The sequence below is a fragment of the Aquirufa esocilacus genome, from assembly GCF_042715595.1.
Lineage (GTDB): Bacteria > Bacteroidota > Bacteroidia > Cytophagales > Spirosomataceae > Aquirufa > Aquirufa esocilacus.
The window spans coordinates 524,173-541,381 of sequence record NZ_JBBKXX010000001.1; the positions used below are offsets into that span (position 1 = coordinate 524,173).

At 42.5% G+C, this 17,209-nt stretch carries 14 protein-coding genes; 7 read left to right on the plus strand and 7 right to left on the minus strand.

Features of this window, described 5'->3' with window-relative positions; translation table 11 throughout:
* Positions 1-9: 9 nt before the first annotated feature.
* From SKC37_RS02200 to pdxA, 3 genes are read right to left on the minus strand one after another with little or no spacing between them, the layout of a single operon-like run.
* Positions 10-2,457: an endonuclease MutS2 gene (locus SKC37_RS02200; RefSeq protein WP_377979897.1), complete on the minus strand. Its 2,448-nt coding sequence runs from the start codon at positions 2,455-2,457 to the stop codon at positions 10-12.
* Positions 2,454-3,374, minus strand: a complete 921-nt coding sequence (locus tag SKC37_RS02205; RefSeq protein WP_377979898.1) for an NAD(P)-dependent oxidoreductase — start codon at positions 3,372-3,374, stop codon at positions 2,454-2,456. Before SKC37_RS02205 ends, SKC37_RS02200 begins: the two co-directional genes overlap by 4 nt.
* Positions 3,367-4,365, minus strand: a complete 999-nt coding sequence (gene pdxA, locus SKC37_RS02210) for a 4-hydroxythreonine-4-phosphate dehydrogenase PdxA (protein WP_377979899.1) — start codon at positions 4,363-4,365, stop codon at positions 3,367-3,369. Before pdxA ends, SKC37_RS02205 begins: the two co-directional genes overlap by 8 nt.
* A gap of 185 nt (positions 4,366-4,550) precedes the next feature.
* On the opposite strand from pdxA, the gene SKC37_RS02215 reads away from it, so the two are divergent.
* The 5 genes from SKC37_RS02215 to SKC37_RS02235 are packed head-to-tail and all read left to right on the plus strand — an operon-like array spanning position 4,551 to position 12,071.
* Positions 4,551-8,411: a pyruvate carboxylase gene (locus tag SKC37_RS02215; RefSeq protein WP_377979900.1), complete on the plus strand. Its 3,861-nt coding sequence runs from the start codon at positions 4,551-4,553 to the stop codon at positions 8,409-8,411.
* Positions 8,411-9,145 (plus strand): PI-PLC domain-containing protein, encoded by a 735-nt coding sequence (locus tag SKC37_RS02220; protein WP_377979901.1) that lies wholly within the window; start codon positions 8,411-8,413, stop codon positions 9,143-9,145. The genes SKC37_RS02215 and SKC37_RS02220 overlap by 1 nt, the downstream gene beginning before the upstream one ends.
* A 36-nt stretch (positions 9,146-9,181) precedes the next feature.
* The gene (locus SKC37_RS02225) at positions 9,182-10,066 is read left to right on the plus strand and encodes a sugar phosphate isomerase/epimerase family protein (RefSeq protein ID WP_377979902.1); all 885 of its coding nucleotides are present in this window, start codon (positions 9,182-9,184) and stop codon (positions 10,064-10,066) included.
* A gap of 23 nt (positions 10,067-10,089) precedes the next feature.
* On the plus strand, positions 10,090-11,310 hold the full coding sequence (locus SKC37_RS02230) for a TCR/Tet family MFS transporter (RefSeq protein ID WP_377979903.1): 1,221 nt from the start codon (positions 10,090-10,092) through the stop codon (positions 11,308-11,310).
* Between the two features lie 29 nt (positions 11,311-11,339).
* On the plus strand, positions 11,340-12,071 hold the full coding sequence (locus SKC37_RS02235; RefSeq protein WP_377979904.1) for a LolA family protein: 732 nt from the start codon (positions 11,340-11,342) through the stop codon (positions 12,069-12,071).
* A 53-nt stretch (positions 12,072-12,124) separates the two neighbouring features.
* On the opposite strand, the gene SKC37_RS02240 is transcribed toward SKC37_RS02235, so the two are convergent.
* The 3 genes from SKC37_RS02240 to SKC37_RS02250 are packed head-to-tail and all read right to left on the minus strand — an operon-like array spanning position 12,125 to position 14,106.
* The gene (locus SKC37_RS02240; protein ID WP_377979905.1) at positions 12,125-13,045 is read right to left on the minus strand and encodes a sugar phosphate isomerase/epimerase family protein; all 921 of its coding nucleotides are present in this window, start codon (positions 13,043-13,045) and stop codon (positions 12,125-12,127) included.
* 1 nt (position 13,046) lies between these two features.
* Complete coding sequence (locus tag SKC37_RS02245) at positions 13,047-13,403, minus strand: transmembrane 220 family protein (protein WP_377979906.1); 357 nt, start codon at positions 13,401-13,403, stop codon at positions 13,047-13,049.
* A gap of 1 nt (position 13,404) precedes the next feature.
* Positions 13,405-14,106: a tetratricopeptide repeat protein gene (locus tag SKC37_RS02250; RefSeq protein WP_377979907.1), complete on the minus strand. Its 702-nt coding sequence runs from the start codon at positions 14,104-14,106 to the stop codon at positions 13,405-13,407.
* Between the two features lie 182 nt (positions 14,107-14,288).
* Here SKC37_RS02250 and fsa point away from each other — a divergent pair, with 182 nt between their 5' ends.
* Entirely contained in the window at positions 14,289-14,945 is a 657-nt protein-coding gene (fsa, locus tag SKC37_RS02255; RefSeq protein ID WP_377979908.1) for a fructose-6-phosphate aldolase, read from the plus strand.
* Between the two features lie 18 nt (positions 14,946-14,963).
* Complete coding sequence (locus tag SKC37_RS02260; protein WP_377979909.1) at positions 14,964-15,635, plus strand: cell division ATP-binding protein FtsE; 672 nt, start codon at positions 14,964-14,966, stop codon at positions 15,633-15,635.
* On the opposite strand, the gene porX is transcribed toward SKC37_RS02260, so the two are convergent.
* Positions 15,636-17,201 (minus strand): T9SS response regulator signal transducer PorX, encoded by a 1,566-nt coding sequence (gene porX, locus SKC37_RS02265; protein ID WP_377979910.1) that lies wholly within the window; start codon positions 17,199-17,201, stop codon positions 15,636-15,638. It lies immediately after the preceding gene.
* Positions 17,202-17,209 lie beyond the last annotated feature (8 nt).

Sequence of the window (17,209 nt, forward strand, 5' to 3'; positions counted from 1 at the left end):
ATAAACGGATCATTTAAAGGTAACGATGGTGATTCCCGCACCGCCACGGTCTGCGTGTTCGTCAGTAATGTTTTTAATTTCTCGGTATCGCTTTAATTGTTCGCGAATTAAAGTTCGTAAAATTCCGTCTCCTTTTCCATGTAATATTTGAACTTCTGGAACGCCTAATAGGAGGCAATCGTTGATGTATTGGTCTAAAAAGACATAAACCTCCTCTCCGCGCTTCCCACGGATATCCAGTTTAAGCTGGAATTGCGCCATTCGATCATTAATATCGATGCCGCGAAGAGGGGCTGTACTTTTCTTTTGTTGTTTAGGAGCGACGATTTTTTGCAGGCGATTCAGTTTGATTGTACTGCGAATGGCTCCTAGAGAAATGACCGCGTCTTTCCCTTTGAGTTCCATGATTTGTCCCAAAGTAGGTTCGTCGCCACTCCCTTTAATCACTACCCAATCACCCACCGCGATAGGGGAGTTGGCATAAACGATACCGGGCGTTTCGGAAACGACTTTGGCTGGCGCTGGAGCCACCGTTTTTAATTCCTTTTGTACAAAATCCGCTAAATCCGCGCGTAATTCCTTCGTCTTTTCTTTATCGGCCTCTTTCTCACGGATCTGCCTGATGGTCTGCTCAATACGTTGATTTGCTTCTTGGATGATCTTTTTCGCTTCGGCTTTCGCCGCATTCAACATCGCCTTTTGTTCTTCCTGCACGTGATTTTTCAGACGTTCGTAGTTTTCCTTGATGGATAGAGCTTGCTCATTCGCTAAGGCTAAACTGGCATTCTTACTCTCCCAAATCTGCTTCTCCGTCTCAGTTTCCAACAATAATTTGTCAAAATCCACCTGTTTTTTGCCCAATTTCTTGCGTGCATTTTCGATGATAGCCTTAGGTAAACCAATCTTTTGCGCAATTTCGAAGGCAAACGAACTACCCGGTTTTCCCATATCCAAGATGAATTGAGGTTCTAAGTGCTCGGTGTCGTAGCGCATTGCGGCGTTGAAGAGTCCTTTTTGGCGATCTGCTAGGCTTTTTAAGTTACCAAAGTGCGTATTTATCGCACCGTAACATCCTTTGTCCGCGAGTTTCTCTAAGATGGATTCTGCAATGGCTCCACCTAAAGAGGGCTCCGTACCGGTACCAAATTCATCGACTAAAATCAATGTTTTCTCGTTTACGTGCTGCAAGAAGTGCCGCATATTACTTAAGTGAGACGAATAGGTACTTAATTCGTTTTCTAGATTTTGCTCATCCCCCATATCTAAAAAGAGTTGGGAGAAGAAGCCCATCGTGCTACCTTCGGCTAATGGCACTAAACAGCCTGATTGGAATAAGAATTGCAATAAGCCTACCGTACTTAGTGTCACTGATTTTCCTCCTGCGTTAGGGCCTGAAACGACCATAATGCGGCGATCGTCTTCTAATCGAATGGTCAACGGCTTAATCTTTTTGCCAATTTTTTCAAGCGATTTCTCTAGGAGTGGATGGCGCGCATCCGTCCAGTTAACCATCGGTTTATCTTGAATAAACGTGGGCTTGATGGCTTTGTGAGCACTTCCCCAGAGGGCTTTGGCCCGAATAAAATCAATTAACCCTAGCCACGAAAAGGCGTGAGCTAAAAAGGGTGTTAATGGACGAATGCGATCTGATAGTTTCGATAAAATTTGGATGATTTCTCTACGCTCAGCCGATTCCAAGGATTTGATCTCATTGTTCATCGCCAGCGCATCTGCGGGCTCTAAAAAGACCGTTTTTCCGGTATCTGATTCATCTTGAACAAAACCTTTTATCTTTCGCTTGTGTTCCGCGGCTAATGGAATCACCATCCGGCCGTTACGTAAGGTCAAAGAAAAATCCTTGCTCACCCAGCCTTCTTTGTAGGCCTGGCTTAAATAGGAGTCGAGTTTCTTACGAAGTCCTTGCTCTTCAGCAATTCGCTTACGTCGTAAATCGCCTAAAGCAGGGGAGGCTGTTTCCTTGATTTGGCCGTTTACATCAAATACACGGTCTAAATCTTGAATAATCGGAATGATTTGTCTGAAATCTCCCTCGCTCTCCGCACCTTTGGCGAGAAAATGCTGGGTAATTTTGTGTATTTCGGGGTATTCTGCTGAATCGATAGCTGCAAAGAAACGGATGGTTTCATACAAAACTGTTAACGCCCGTTGCCAATCTCTCCATTCATCTGCTGACAAATAATGGCCCTCCAGCTGCAGAGGACTTAGATAAGAACGTAAATCGTAGTAATCAGTCTGCGGAAATTCGCCACCATGCTCACCTAAAATGCGGCTCATCTCATCGACTTGTTCTACCCATTGTTTGACCAAAGGGAAACGGTCCGAAAAGCGCATTTTATCTGCATATTCCAGCCCCATCGGACTTAGGCAAAGCTGCTTAATTTCCTCTTTTACCTGGTTGAAACCCAGTTTTTCGGCAAGATTTACAGGGTAATTCATAGAGAAAAATGCAACTTTATTTTTTCGAGTAATACCTCGTTGATTTTATAATAACTTTCCGTCGTCCAACCCGCTACGTGTGGACTAAATATGGTCGCAGGATAAGCGGCGATTTCGGCGAAAAGCTCTTTTTCTACCGGGGACCAAGTGGACAATTTTTCATTTGGTAGCACATCAAGTGCTAATCCTTTGATTTGGCCTGAGCGTAATCCGTGTAACAATGGTTCCAGTGGTGCAATGGGCCCACGGGAACTGTTGATCAGTATAATGGGCTTCTTGAAAGAGTCTAAAAACTCTATGGAAACCAATCCGACCGTCTCAGAAGTCAAGGGAATGTGTAAACTTAAGATGTCAGCCTGTTTAAAAAGCTGCTCCATAGTGGCCGGATAATCAGCCGATGGGGCGTATTTGTCATATGCCAAAATGGTCATTCCAAAGCTAGAAAGGCGCGAAGCGACGGCTTTCCCCATATTTCCATATCCGAAGAGACCGATGGTCTTCCCTTTTAATTCAAAACCCCTATTTCCTTCTCTTTCCCACAATCCGTGACGAACTTCGGTGTCCGAAGTATGTAGTTTGTGCGCAAGGGATAATAACTGTCCGATGACGTGTTCCGCTACTGCGTCAGAATTACCCTCGTTTGCAGAGAAAACTGCGATTCCTCTAGATAGGCAGGCTTCGACATCCAGTAAATCAAGTCCAGCGCCCGCTCGAGCGATAAAAGTTAAGGTGGTATCGGTCAGAATTTCTGCCGTTATTTTGAATTTACTTCGAACGACTAATCCGTCAAAAGCCGGTAAAATCGATACAAACTCTGATAGGGTTAAATCTGTACGTGTCTCTACCTCGAATCCCAAATTCGTTAGCCCTTCTGCCATCGAAGGATGAACCTCGTCGACAATCAACACTTTACGCATTCATTCGGTTTTTTACGAGATCCAACGCTAAAAATAAGGCCTGCAAAAATGAACCTGGATCGGCTACGTTTTGTCCAGCAATATCATAAGCTGTGCCATGATCAGGAGAGGTGCGAATGACTGGCAGACCGGCTGTGAAATTCACACCAGAGTCGAATGCAATGTATTTGAAAGGAATCAATCCTTGATCGTGGTACATACCTAGAACGCCGTCAAACTCTTTGAATTGCGCTTTTCCGAAGAAACCATCCGCCGGATAAGGCCCAAAAACTAGGTTCCCTTTCGTTCTAAATTCATCCACCACGGGTTGAATAATTTCTAATTCTTCTTGGCCTAATAGCCCAGATTCTCCTGCGTGTGGATTTAAACCCAATACGGCTAAACGAGGTTTGTCGATCGAGAAATCCTCTTGCAAACTCTTTAAGAATAAAGTGATTTTTGTTCGCAATAAATCAGTACTTAAAGCCTTAGAAACCTCTAATAGAGGAATATGCCCAGTAGCAACGCCCATTCTAAAACCATCCGAAACCAGCATCATAAGAGATGATTTTGCTTCGAAACGATCCGTTAAATATTCGGTATGTCCTGGGAATTTAAATTCCTCGGATTGGATGTTGTGTTTATTAATCGGAGCTGTTACCAATGCGGAAATTAGTCCACGATCTAGGTCGTTTGCAGCTCTTTCTAAACAATCAAAAGCCGCTTTTCCAGCTTCCTTAGTCTCTTTTCCGGGTTCTACTACGGTTGAGGAGTCGTCCCAGCAGTTGATGACAAAGCTTTCACCCGATTTGGCCTCGGAAGCTTCCTGGATCACGGCGATGGACCACTCTTTTAATTCGAATTTTTGGCGGTAAAAATCCAATACTTTCGCTGAACCATAAATCACAGGAGTACACCACTTTAGCAAGCGCGGGCTGGCTAAGGATTTCAAGATTACTTCGGGTCCGATTCCGTTGTAATCTCCTAACGTGATGCCGATGATAGGTTTCATAAAAACTAATTTTTGTTCGACCTGCAAGTTAAGAAAAATCGCTCGAAGGCGGTAGAATTATTTTTCTTGGTAACGAACCCAATAAATATGGTATTTTTTTAAGTTTTCCCAAATAAAATGCGGTATTCGATGCGATTTTCACAATATATTTAGCATTTTTGTTAGAATCTCCTACTTTATTGATTATGCCAAAATCATACGTTAAGAAAATCTCCAGTTTATTGATCGCTAACCGCGGCGAGATTGCTATCCGCATTATGCGTGCTGCTTCCGAATTAGGTATTCGGACCGTTGCAGTTTATACGTTCGAAGATCGCTATTCGTTGCACCGCTATAAAGCAGATGAAGCTTACCAAATCGGTAAAGACGACGAACCCTTAAAACCATATTTGGATATCGAGGGCTTGATTTCTTTGTGTAAATCGAAGAAAATCGACGCTATCCATCCAGGCTATGGTTTCTTGTCGGAAAACGTAGTGTTGGCGACACGTTGTAGAGAAGAGGGAATCGTTTTTGTGGGTCCATCTCCAGAGGCGATGAATGCATTAGGAGATAAAGTAGCGGCGAAAGTGGCAGCCTTGAAGGCCAGTGTGCCTATGATTGAGGACTCGAAAGGGGATTTGTCGGATTATTCTTTGGCCTTATCTGAAGCGAAACGTATTAAATTCCCCGTGATGGTGAAAGCGGCTGCCGGTGGTGGAGGACGTGGAATGCGCGTTGTGAGAACGGAAGAAGAATTAGAAAAGGCGTATCAAGAGGCGAAGAACGAGGCGAAAAATGCCTTTGGAGATGATACCTTGTTCATCGAGAAATTCATTGATGATCCGAAGCACATCGAAGTACAATTATTAGGAGATCAGCACGGAAATTTGGTGCATTTGTATGAGCGCGATTGTTCGGTACAAAGACGTTTCCAAAAAGTGGTCGAAATTGCCCCCTCTTTTGGTCTAAAAGAAGAAACGAAACAAAAATTATACGCTTACGCGCTTTCCATCGGTAAAGCCGTAAACTATTATAACGCAGGAACGGTGGAGTTTTTGGTCGATAAAGACGAAAATATCTATTTCATCGAGGTAAATCCGCGTATACAAGTAGAACATACGATTACGGAAGAAGTGACGGGCATCGACATCGTCCGGACACAGATCCTAATCGCCCAAAACTATAAGTTATCCGATCCTGGTATTTTCATCCAAAACCAAGCGGACATTCCACTAAAAGGTTTTGCCATCCAATGCCGTATCACGACAGAAGATCCAGCGAATGGATTTAAACCGGATTTTGGAACCATCATCGCCTACCGCAACGCAGCGGGTTTCGGTATTCGTCTAGACGAAGGATCTTCGTATCCAGGAGTGAAAATTTCGCCTTATTTCGATTCGATGTTAGTGAAAGTGTCTGCCAAAGGCCGTACGCTTCGCGGTGCGTCCGAGCGTTTAAACCGCGCGCTGACCGAATTCCGTATCCGTGGCGTAAAAACGAACATCCCGTTCTTGCGCAATGTCATCACGCATCCGGTCTTCCAAGAAGGCCACTGCACGGTTCCATTCATAGCAAACCACCCGGAATTATTTAACTTCAAACCCACTCGCGACCGCTCCACCAAGGCGATTCGCTACCTGGGAGAAGTTATCGTTAACGGAAATCCAGATGTGAAAGTGAAGCCAACGGCTCCATTCCGCATCCCGATCATCCCCTATGTGGATCCGATGGCGGAATACCCGAAAGGAAATAAACAATTGTTGACGGAAATGGGTCCAGAGAAATTTGCGAAGCACATCCGTGATGCGAAGCAAATTTATTTCACCGATACAACATTCCGTGACGGACACCAATCGCTGTTAGCCACCCGCGTACGTACCCAAGATATGTTAGCTGTAGCTGACGGATTTGCGAAATCTTTCCCTCAATTGTTCTCGATGGAGGTTTGGGGTGGTGCGACTTTCGACGTGGCCATGCGTTTCTTGCAAGAATCCCCTTGGAAACGTCTGCAAGATTTCCGCGAAGCCATGCCCAACATGCTGTTGCAAATGCTTTTCCGCGGCTCAAACGCGGTAGGCTATTCTGCTTACCCAGACAATTTGATTGAAAAATTCGTGGAGAAATCCTCGGAAGCCGGAGTTGATGTCTTCCGTATTTTCGATTCCTTGAACTGGATTGACGCGATGAAAGTGTCAATTAAAGCCGTTCGCGAACGTACGCCGGGTATCGCAGAAGCTGCGATTTGCTACACGGGCGACGTCTTCACAAACGAAAAATACAATCTGCAATATTACGTGGATATGGCGCGTCAGCTCGAAGATGCCGGCGCTCATATGTTATGTATAAAAGATATGGCGGGACTTTTACGTCCTTTCCAAGCGGAGAAATTAGTAACCGAATTAAAGAAAGCGGTTGATTTACCTGTTCATTTGCATACGCACGATACGGCTTCTGTTCAATCAGCTACCTATTTAAAGGCCATTGAAGCCGGTGTGGATATCGTAGATGGGGCTTTAGGAGCGATGTCGGGATTGACGTCTCAGCCTAATTTGAACTCTTTAGTAGCGATGATGCAAGGGCATGAGAAAGCATCAGACCTGGATTTAGACTTATTAAACGAATACTCGAATTATTGGGAGGCGGTGCGTACGATGTATACGCCATTTGAATCAGAATTGAAAGCGGGAACGGCTGAGGTGTACAATAATGAGATTCCGGGTGGACAATACACGAACTTGCGTGGTCAGGCGATTGCGCTGGGCGTGGGCGACAAGTTCGAGCAATTGAAACGTAATTATACGGAGGCTAACACGCTTTTCGGCGATATTGTGAAAGTAACTCCCTCCTCGAAAGTGGTAGGGGATATGGCGATCTTTATGACTGCGAATTCGTTAACGGCGGAAGATGTGTATGCCAAAGGCGCTACTTTATCCTTCCCTGAATCCGTCAAAGACTTCTTCAAAGGCGGCTTAGGCCAGCCTTACCAAGGATTCCCGAAACAATTACAGGAGATCATTTTAAAAGGAGCACATGCCATCGAAGGTCGTCCAAACGACCATCTAGCACCGATTGACTTCGACGCTGACTTCAAGTCCTTTACGAAGAAATTCCCAGAGGCTGAAGACGGATTCTTCGACTACTTATCGTACAAAATGTACCCGAAAGTCTACGAAGACTATTACAAGAATTCGACCTTATTCGGTGAATTATCTGCCCTTCCTACGCCAGCCTTTTTCTATGGCTTGAAGCAGGATGAGGAGATTATGATCACGATTGAGCCAGGCAAGACGATTATCGTAAAGTTCCTATATATGTCTGAGCCAGACGAATCTGGTCTGCGCAATGTAACATTTGAATTGAATGGCCAGGCACGCCGCATTAAGATTTTGGACAAAAACGTCAAAGTCGAACGCGCACAACATGCGAAAGCGAAAGTAAAAGGCGATATCGGTGCTCCATTGCAGGGTCGTTTATCCCGTATCTTGGTAAAACCAGGCGACGAGGTGAAATTAAATGCCCCACTATATGTGATTGAGGCGATGAAAATGGAATCGATCGTTTCTGCTCCATTTGAAGGGATTGTGGGTAATGTTTTATTAACCGAGGGAACGGTGGTAGAGCAAGAGGATTTGGTATTGACTTTGGAAGAAGCGAAACTGCCAGAACCTGACGTGGAAGAATACTTATTCGTGTACGGAACCTTGCGCCGCGACTGTGGAAACGATTTACATCGCCTAATCGCGCGTAATTCGGATTACATCGGGATGGCGACTTATCAAGGTCAAATGTACCAAGTAGCTGATTACCCGGGTATTATCCCGTCAGAAAACGCGAAAGATCAAGTAAAAGGCGAATTGTATTTATTGTCCAACACGATCAAATTGTTGAACGTTTTAGATGAATACGAAGAATTCAATACGGACAAACCAGCCGAAAGTCTATTCGTTCGCGAGCAGGTGAAAGTAAACTTGAAAGGCAAGGAAATAGAAACCTATGCGTATTTATACAACAAGAAAATCGATCCGAAAACGCGCATCGCGTCCGGGGATTATGTGAAAGGCTAATGAAAAAAATCGTCCTTTTTTGTTTGTTGTCATTCGCTTTACAAGCGCAGAGTCCATTGTCAAAAGCGCACGCTCACAATGATTACGAACACGAAAGGCCTTTTTTTGAGGCTTTCCAGCTAGGTTTTGGCTCCATTGAGGCGGATGTGTATGCGGTGAATGGACAATTGTTAGTGGGGCACGAACGGAATCAACTGAGTTTGAATCGCAATTTGAAAGATCTGTATATCGATCCTATCATTCGAGTTCTAAAAGCCAATAAAGAAGGCAATTTTCATCAATTATTAATTGATTCGAAGACCTCTGCAGATTCCACTTTGCCTCTGATCATTGCCGCGCTGAAGCCTCACGCCGGAATTATCCAACAAAAAGGATTCCGAATAGTGATCTCCGGTAACCGACCAAAACCTTCCCAATACATCGAATCCCCAGCTTGGATCACCTTTGATGGCCGTTCGGATGAGCGTTTTCCCACGAATAAAGTGGTATTAGAGAGTGAATCAATGTTGAAGTTTGGCTTTTGGGGTGGCCAAGGACCTATTCCTGCGGCCTTGAAGGAAAAACTCAAAAACTACGTGGATCAAGTCCATGCAAACGGCCGAAAAGTCCGACTTTGGGCTACGCCAGATTCCCTTTTAGGGTATCAAGCGTTGATCGATATCGGAGTAGATTACATCGGTACGGATAAGCTGAGTCTGTTGGCGGATTATTTGAAATTCAGCGACAGTAAATAAGCTGTGGGAGAGGCTTTTATAATAAAACCTCCTCCTATGACAACTAGACGCGAATTTCTCGTTAAATCCTCTTTGTTTTCAGTAGCCCTTACGCTGCCGTCTTTTGTGCAAGCGAAAAAATCCTATTCTTTAGGTTATTCAGCCATTACTTGGAATGGGCAAGATGAGCAGGCCATTCAAGAAATTTCAGCCCTTGGTTTCAAGGGAATCCAGTTACGCGCTAATTCTTTCGCAAAATACAAGGATAATCCAGCCGCTTTAAAGGCCTTATTAGATTCATCAGGCTTGCAATTATGTATGTTTTCGAGTGGAAATGTGGAGATTGATCCGGCCAAAGTAGAGGCATCCATCGCCCAGCACGTCAAGCACGCTTCTTTCGTAAAAGCCTTAGGTGGAACGTCTATTCAATTAACGAATTCCTTGCGTAAGAAAGGAGTGAAGCCTGAAGAGAAAGACCTAATTCGTTTAGCAGAAGTCATGAACGAAATCGGTGCCAAAACCAAAGAAATAGGTATTCAATCTACTTACCATAATCATATGGACCAGTTTGGAGAAACGCAAGAGGAAGTAGAATTGTTAGTTAATCACATGGATCCAGCTAAAATCAAATTACTCTTAGACGTAGCTCATTATTTTCAAGGTGGAGGGAATCCGGCGGATGCGGTTTTTAAATACCGTAAAGTGCTACATTCGCTACACGTAAAAGATGTGCGCCAAACCGAGCCTCGCTACCGTTTCGTAGAATTAGGGCAAGGAAAAGTGAACCTAGAGGAGGTATTCGCTAATTTAGACAAAATCAACTTCAAAGGCTTCGCCATAGTCGAATTAGATGCCGTTCCAGATGCCGGTAAAACACCCTTATCTTGTGCAGAAACGAGTAAGGAATTTTTAAAAGCTAAAATTCAGTATCCTTTTTCTTAAATTGCAGCCTAATCTACATTCAAATGGCGAGTAAAAAGGATCCTGCAATTGGATTTATCTTTATCACACTTTTAATTGACGTTCTCGGAATCGGCTTAATTATCCCCGTTTTACCGAACCTTATCAAAGGTTTTGTGGGAGGAGATATTTCTGTTGCCTCTCAATACGCAGGTTGGTTAATGGCTTCTTATGCCATTATGCAATTCTTGTTTTCGCCTGTTTTAGGTGGATTGTCGGATCAAGTAGGACGACGTCCGGTGATTTTGGCCTCTCTATTCGGCTTTACGATTGATTATTTAGTGTTAGCATTTGCCCCGAATATCGTTTGGTTATTTATTGGACGTATCATGTCAGGGATTACAGGCGCTAGTTTTACGACAGCGCAAGCCTATATTGCAGATGTTTCTAAGCCAGAAGACCGAGCAAAGAATTTTGGTGTAGTGGGTGCTGCCTTTGGTGTAGGATTTATTATTGGACCTGCTGTAGGTGGGATGTTAGCCGCTTATGGAGACCGTATTCCCTTTTTTGCAGCAGCTTTTTTAACCTTGATTAATGGTATATATGGCTATTTTGTTTTACCAGAATCGCTAGCTAAATCGAATAGAAGACCTTTTGATATCAAACGGGCTAATCCGTTAGGATCCTTAAAAAATTTGACGAAATACCCGGTAATCGCTGGTTTAGTCGGAGGTTTTTTCTGTTTGCAATTAGCTGGTCAAGTGCATCCTAGCACTTGGTCTTATTTTACGATGAAGGTATTTGAATGGACACCTGATCAAGTAGGGTATTCATTAGCTTTTGTGGGTTTAATCGTGGCCATTGTGCAAGGAGGTTTGGCGCGTATTATAATGCCAAAACTGGGAGAAATTCGGGCCATTTCTTATGGTTTGCTTTTGTATAGTATCGGATTTTTTATGTTCGCCTACGCGACGAAGTCTTGGATGATGTATGCTTTTATGATTCCTTTCGGCTTAGGGGGAATTGCTGGGCCAGCACTTCAAAGCTTAATTACACAGCAAGTAGGACCGGATGAGCAAGGTGAATTGCAAGGTGGATTAACTAGTTTGCAGTCGATCACCACCATTTTTGGTCCCTTATTAGCCTCTAATTTATTTGCTTATTTTTCTTCCAAGCAGGCACCTATCTTATTCCCAGGTGCTGCGTTTTTTATGGCGGCCATTTTAGTTTTGATTGGCTGGTTTATCGTCATGCGTTCCATTCCAAAAAAAAGCTCAATAATTTAACTATCTTTCGAAAAATAAACCCCCTTATAATGAAAACAATGATCAAATTAATCTGCCTAGTGGCAGGAATTTTAGTGGCGTCCATGGCGTCTGCGCAATCAACTGAAGAGATTTTAGCTAAGCACGAAGCTGCCATGGGTGGCGCTGATAACTGGGCTGCTGTGAAAACGGCAATCGTAAAAAATAAATTCAATGTTCAGGGTATGGATATTGAAAGTAAAACATCGTTAGTAATTGGAAAATCATTTCGTACAGAAGTTGAAGTGATGGGTAATAAGATTATTACTGTGGTGGACGGCTCTAAGGGCTGGATGAATCGTCCAGCGATGATGGGTGGTACGGGTCAGCCTGAGGATATGCCGGCTGATCAGGTTAAAATGGCAGCTTCTCAAACATCTTTAGGATCTATCTTAACTATGGCGAAAAAAGATGGCTATAAGATTGAGTTGGTGTCTAAAGAGAAATTGGATGGAGCTGATGTATATCTTTTAACTGTTACGAAGCCATCAGGTGAAGATAGTAAGGTATATGTTTCTACTGCAACTAATTTTGTAGTGAAGACTCAGTCGAAAGTTCAGGCAAATGGCCAAGAGGTTGATTCTGAAGTTAGTTTCTCTAACTATAAAATGGTGAATGGCTTAGCTTTCCCTCATACAGTAGAGACGCCTGGCCCTATGGGTGGAACGATGACAGTAGAAACTGTATCAGTGGAAATTAATCCAACAATCGATGCGGCCATCTTCGCAAAACCGAGTAAGTAATCAAGCGATTTTCGCTGCATTAAAAAAGGGCTTCAGAAATGAAGCCCTTTTTTTTAGGGTAAAAATTGTTGAATGTGATTCCTCGCGCTTCGGATCGCTTTGTCGATATCCTCTTCTGAACCTTCGTATGCCTTATCCTCTACTTCAATTACGATTGGACCTCGGTAACGGACGTCGTTTAAAGCAGAAATGAACTTACCCCAATGTATATCGCCTAGTCCTGGAATTTTTGGGGAATGGTATTCGAGTGGATTTGCTAAAATTCCTACGCGGTTCAATTTTTCCGGGTACACTTTGATATCCTTTAAATGTACGTGGTGAATCCGTTCCGCATAGTGATAGATAGGGTAGGTGTAGTCCATCATTTGGAAAACCATATGAGAGGGATCATAATTTAGGCCAAAATTTGCGGACGGGATAATCGTAAATAATTCATCCCAAATCTTAGGCGTCGTCATCAAATTCTTGCCACCTGGCCATTCGTCATCTGTGAAGAACATGGGACAGTTCTCGATTCCTATTTTGATATGTAACGAATCTGCTAACGCAATAATTTCTGGCCAAACCTCCGTAAATCGACCGATATTATAAGCCACATTTTTCGTGTAATCACGACCTACAAACGTATTTACACGTGAAATACCCAAAACTGCTGCCGCTTTAATGATTTTCTTGATATGTTCGCGGTAAAAAGTGGCTTGTGTTTCATCTGGGTCCAATGGATTTGGATAATAACCAAGTGCAGATATTTTGACTGGATGTTGGGCTAATTTCGATTTCAAGATTAGTAGATCTTCCGTCGATAATTGGTCTACTGAAATATGTGAAACACCCGCATATCTGCGCGAATCCGAAGAGGTAGACGGCCAGCACATAACTTCTACACAAGAAAAATGTTGTTGCTGTGCGTAATCTAATACCTCAAAAAGGCTTTTATTAGGCAGAATGGCAGAGACAAAACCTAGATCCAACATATTATTTTAGTTTAGCTAATCCATAAAAAAGCGCAAAAGAACCTGTGGCAATCCAAAGGCCCACAGCCTCTCTGGCTAATTCTTGATTGTAAGTCTTCATACTCAATCCATCGGTCAAGAAACCTTCCCAAGCCGTCATTTCCATCCACAATTGCAATCCCGCAAAAAACGAAAGACAAAATAAGACAATCAAAAGCTCTGAATTTGTTTTCCCCCGCATAGCCTGCAACGATGTATATACTGCTGTCGCATAGACAGGTACCCATAAAATGGGATCGGGGTCGTTTAATTGCCAATAAGTAAATAATAAAAAGAGTAGCGCGAAAATGCCACCAAGTATGAATTGTAGGTTTTTCATCTTAATTACATAGGTTTTTGACTGCTTCAGCAGCACCAGGATAGTTTAATTTTTGAGCTTGCTGAAAAGCTAGGCACGCTTTATCGTTTTGCTTTGATTTAATATAGCTAAGACCTAACGCATAATAGGCTTTGCCAAATTGAGGGTTAATCTCAGCTGCCTTGGCAAAATCAGCCATGGCTCCGGCATAATCTTCCTCTTGAAATAGAATATTCCCTCGGTTATAATAGGCGTTAATGTCTTTTGGTGCGCGTTTAATGGCCTCGCTAAAATCATTCTTGGCTTTTTCTGGTTGTGCTAGCGCAGCCTGAATTATCCCCCTTTGTAAATATCCAGCACTCGAATCGGGCTGTGCTACAATGGCTTTTTCTGTGGGAGCTAAAGCTTTGTCCCAAACCCCTTGTTCCATTAGAACGGCCCCTAAATTCAATTGAGCAGTATACAAGGAGGGTTTTAATTCAATAGCCTTTCGATAAGCCGCTTCTGCCTCTGGGTAGTTTTTTTCTTGGAAAAGAATAACGCCCTGTAAATTATAGGCCTCAGCTAGGCCGGGGTTCTTCTCGATGGCTTTTAGGAGCGCTTCTTTCGCAGATACGGTTTCTCCTTTCTGTAAGCGAACTTTCGCTTCGTCTAACCAGGATTCACCTGATGTAGAACATGCCCAAGTAAACAAAAGGCATAAAAATAGAATCGATTTTTTCATTACTTAAAGTTAAGGGGGCTATTCTAAAAAAACGATATTTATTTTGAAAAAAGCTCCTTTTTTGCCATCTTTGTCATGGCAAATTACCAGCTCCCGCTGAATCCCCCAGGTCTTGATCGAAGCAAGGGTAGGTCGGTTGTAGCGGTGAATTTGCCATTTTTTTGTTATTTAAAATCTGACCTATGAAATTTTTTATCGATACAGCGAATTTAGCTCAAATCAAGGAAGCACAAGATTTAGGTGTTTTGGACGGTGTTACTACGAACCCCTCCTTAATGGCTAAAGAAGGAATCACTGGCAAAGACAATGTTTTACGTCATTACAAAGCGATTTGTGATATCGTAGAGGGAGATGTTTCTGCAGAGGTTATTGCGACAGATTATGAAGGTATGATTCGCGAGGGCGAAGAATTGGCTGAGCTGGACGATAAAATTGTAGTAAAGATTCCTATGATCAAGGACGGTATCAAGGCCTTGAAATATTTTTCTGAAAGAGGGATTAAAACGAATTGTACGTTAGTTTTTTCTGCTGGGCAAGCTTTGTTAGCTGCCAAAGCAGGTGCAACCTACGTTTCTCCTTTCATCGGTCGCTTAGATGATATCTCATTCGATGGTATTGAATTAATTGAGCAAATTCGATTGATCTACGATAACTATGAATTTGATACACAAATCTTAGCTGCATCTGTTCGTCACCCAATGCACATTATTAAGTGTGCAGAAGCAGCAGCTGATGTGATGACTGGCCCATTATCTGCTATGTTAGCGCTTTTGAAGCACCCATTAACAGATTCTGGTTTAGCACAATTTTTGGCGGATCACGCTAAAGCAAACTCCTAATTAACCAAGGCGATTCTTATGTCTGTATTATCTTTTGAACAAGTAACAATTTCACAAGAGGGCGTTAATACCTTAGAAGACATTAATTTAACAATTAATGAGGGGGATTTTTATTATTTAATTGGAAAGACAGGAAGTGGTAAAAGTACCTTATTTCGCAGTATTTATGCTGAAATTGGTATTCAAACGGGTACAGCCTCAGTAGCAGGTTATTCATTGAATTCGATTAAGCGCTCAGAAGTACCTTTTCTACGTCGTAAATTAGGATTTGTTTTTCAAGACTTTCAATTGCTAACTGATCGCAATGTAGAAAAGAATTTGTCCTTTGTACTAGAAGCTACGGGTCATAAAAACAAGGACGAGAATCGCTTGAAAATTGAAGAGGTTTTAGCGCGCGTAGGCATGAGTACGGCTATTACTAAGCGCATTCACCGTCTTTCAGGTGGTGAACAACAACGTATCAGTATTGCACGGGCTATTTTGAATAATCCTACCTTATTACTTGCTGATGAGCCCACGGGTCATTTAGATCCAGAGGTTTCTTTAGAAATCATGCAATTGTTTAAGGAATTGAATCAAAGTGGTATGGCTATCATCATGGCTAGTCACGACTACAACACCATGGCTAAAGTTTCTGGCCAAATCTTGAAATGTGAGGGAGGTAAAATATTCCCTGTTTCTAGTCTGTAATTATTTCCCTGTATAGTAAATGACTGGTATAATGCATTCCTCTAAGGAGATTCCTCCATGTTGGAACGTATTTCTATAGTGATTTACGTATTGGTTATAATTGTTCGGATAGGCGAATAAATTATCCTCTTTTGCAAAGACATACGTGGTGGATACATTTGGCTTAGGCAAGAAAATGTTCTCTGGCTTGCGACAAACCATCATTTTGTTCGCCACATCCCAATTCAAATTTTTTCCCTGTTTATACCGTAAATTCGTGTTTGTATGCCGATCACCTACGATTTTAATCGGGTTCTGCACGCGTATCATACCGTGATCGGTGGTGATAATGACGCGGCCTTTTTTCTCTGCAATCTTTTTTAATAAATCAAATAGGGGAGAATGCTGGAACCAACTGGCCGTTAAACTACGGTAAGCTGATTCATCTGGGGCTAACTCCTTAATCATCGCCATGTCTGTACGTGCATGCGATAACATATCTACGAAATTGTAGACGATGACATTCAGGTCATTTGTCGCTAATCGGTTGAAATTATCGACTAATTGTTTTCCCTGGTACTGGTGAATAATTTTGTGATAAGAACTTTTAGCATTTATTTTCAATCGCTTTAATTGCTCCTGCAAGTAAAACTCTTCGTGTTTATTAAAGCCCTCTTCGTCTTCCGAATCCCCCAAATCATACACCCATTTATCAGGGTAGTTCTTTGCGATCTCAGATGGCATCATCCCCGCAAAAATGGAATTGCGGGCGTAAGCCGTGGTAGTAGGTAGGATAGAATAATACTTGTTTTCGGACTCTAATTGGAAGTATTCCTGGATGTATTTGTCTAGCGTTTTCCATTGATCAAACCGTAAATTGTCAATCAATATGAAATAGAGTGGACTCTTATCATTAATCTTCGGGAAGACGTGTTTACGTAGCATTAAATGCGATAAAATGGGTGTTTCAGCATCAGGTCTTTGCAACCAATCTTCGTAATTGTTCTCAATGAATTTGCTAAAATGAGCATTTGCCTCATTTTTTTGGTTGTTTAAAACCTCCGCCATTGATTTATTCTCCGTTGTGTCGATTTCTAGTTCCCAATACACGAGTTTTTCGTAGATGTCTGACCACTCTTTGGCATTCAATTGATCTTGGTATTGCATCGATAAGGCCAAAAACTCTTGCTGGTAGGTAATGTTTGTTTTGCCCTCTTCTAGTCTTTTCTTATCGAAAATACGTTTAACAGAAAGTAATAATTGATTAGGATTCAGTGGTTTGATAAGGTAATCTGCGATCTTGGATCCGATCGCATCTTCCATTAATTCCTCCTCTTCAGACTTAGTAATCATGATGACGGGAAGATTTGGACGAATCTTTTTGATCTGTAATAAGACCTCTAAGCCAGACATTCCAGGCATGTTTTCATCCAAGAATAAGATGTCGAATTTTTGCGTTTCTACTAATTCGAGTGCATCAGCCCCGGAATTAACCGTATAAACTTCATATCCTTTGCCCTCTAAAAACAAGATATAGGGTTTCAATAAATCGATTTCATCGTCTGCCCAAAGTATTTTATACGTCATCGCTCTTT

Excerpts from the sequence above, each read along its gene's own strand:
- SKC37_RS02200 (WP_377979897.1), bottom strand. The coding sequence starts at position 2,457 with ATGAATTACCCTGTAAATCTTGCCGAAAAACTGGGTTTCAACCAGGTA.
- SKC37_RS02260 (WP_377979909.1), top strand. The coding sequence starts at position 14,964 with ATGTCTGTATTATCTTTTGAACAAGTAACAATTTCACAAGAGGGCGTT.
- SKC37_RS02250 (WP_377979907.1), bottom strand. The coding sequence starts at position 14,106 with ATGAAAAAATCGATTCTATTTTTATGCCTTTTGTTTACTTGGGCATGT.
- SKC37_RS02225 (WP_377979902.1), top strand. The coding sequence starts at position 9,182 with ATGACAACTAGACGCGAATTTCTCGTTAAATCCTCTTTGTTTTCAGTA.
- pdxA (WP_377979899.1), bottom strand. The coding sequence starts at position 4,365 with ATGAAACCTATCATCGGCATCACGTTAGGAGATTACAACGGAATCGGA.
- SKC37_RS02240 (WP_377979905.1), bottom strand. The coding sequence starts at position 13,045 with ATGTTGGATCTAGGTTTTGTCTCTGCCATTCTGCCTAATAAAAGCCTT.
- SKC37_RS02220 (WP_377979901.1), top strand. The coding sequence starts at position 8,411 with ATGAAAAAAATCGTCCTTTTTTGTTTGTTGTCATTCGCTTTACAAGCG.
- porX (WP_377979910.1), bottom strand. The coding sequence starts at position 17,201 with ATGACGTATAAAATACTTTGGGCAGACGATGAAATCGATTTATTGAAA.
- SKC37_RS02215 (WP_377979900.1), top strand. The coding sequence starts at position 4,551 with ATGCCAAAATCATACGTTAAGAAAATCTCCAGTTTATTGATCGCTAAC.
- SKC37_RS02245 (WP_377979906.1), bottom strand. The coding sequence starts at position 13,403 with ATGAAAAACCTACAATTCATACTTGGTGGCATTTTCGCGCTACTCTTT.
- SKC37_RS02235 (WP_377979904.1), top strand. The coding sequence starts at position 11,340 with ATGAAAACAATGATCAAATTAATCTGCCTAGTGGCAGGAATTTTAGTG.
- SKC37_RS02230 (WP_377979903.1), top strand. The coding sequence starts at position 10,090 with ATGGCGAGTAAAAAGGATCCTGCAATTGGATTTATCTTTATCACACTT.
- fsa (WP_377979908.1), top strand. The coding sequence starts at position 14,289 with ATGAAATTTTTTATCGATACAGCGAATTTAGCTCAAATCAAGGAAGCA.
- SKC37_RS02205 (WP_377979898.1), bottom strand. The coding sequence starts at position 3,374 with ATGCGTAAAGTGTTGATTGTCGACGAGGTTCATCCTTCGATGGCAGAA.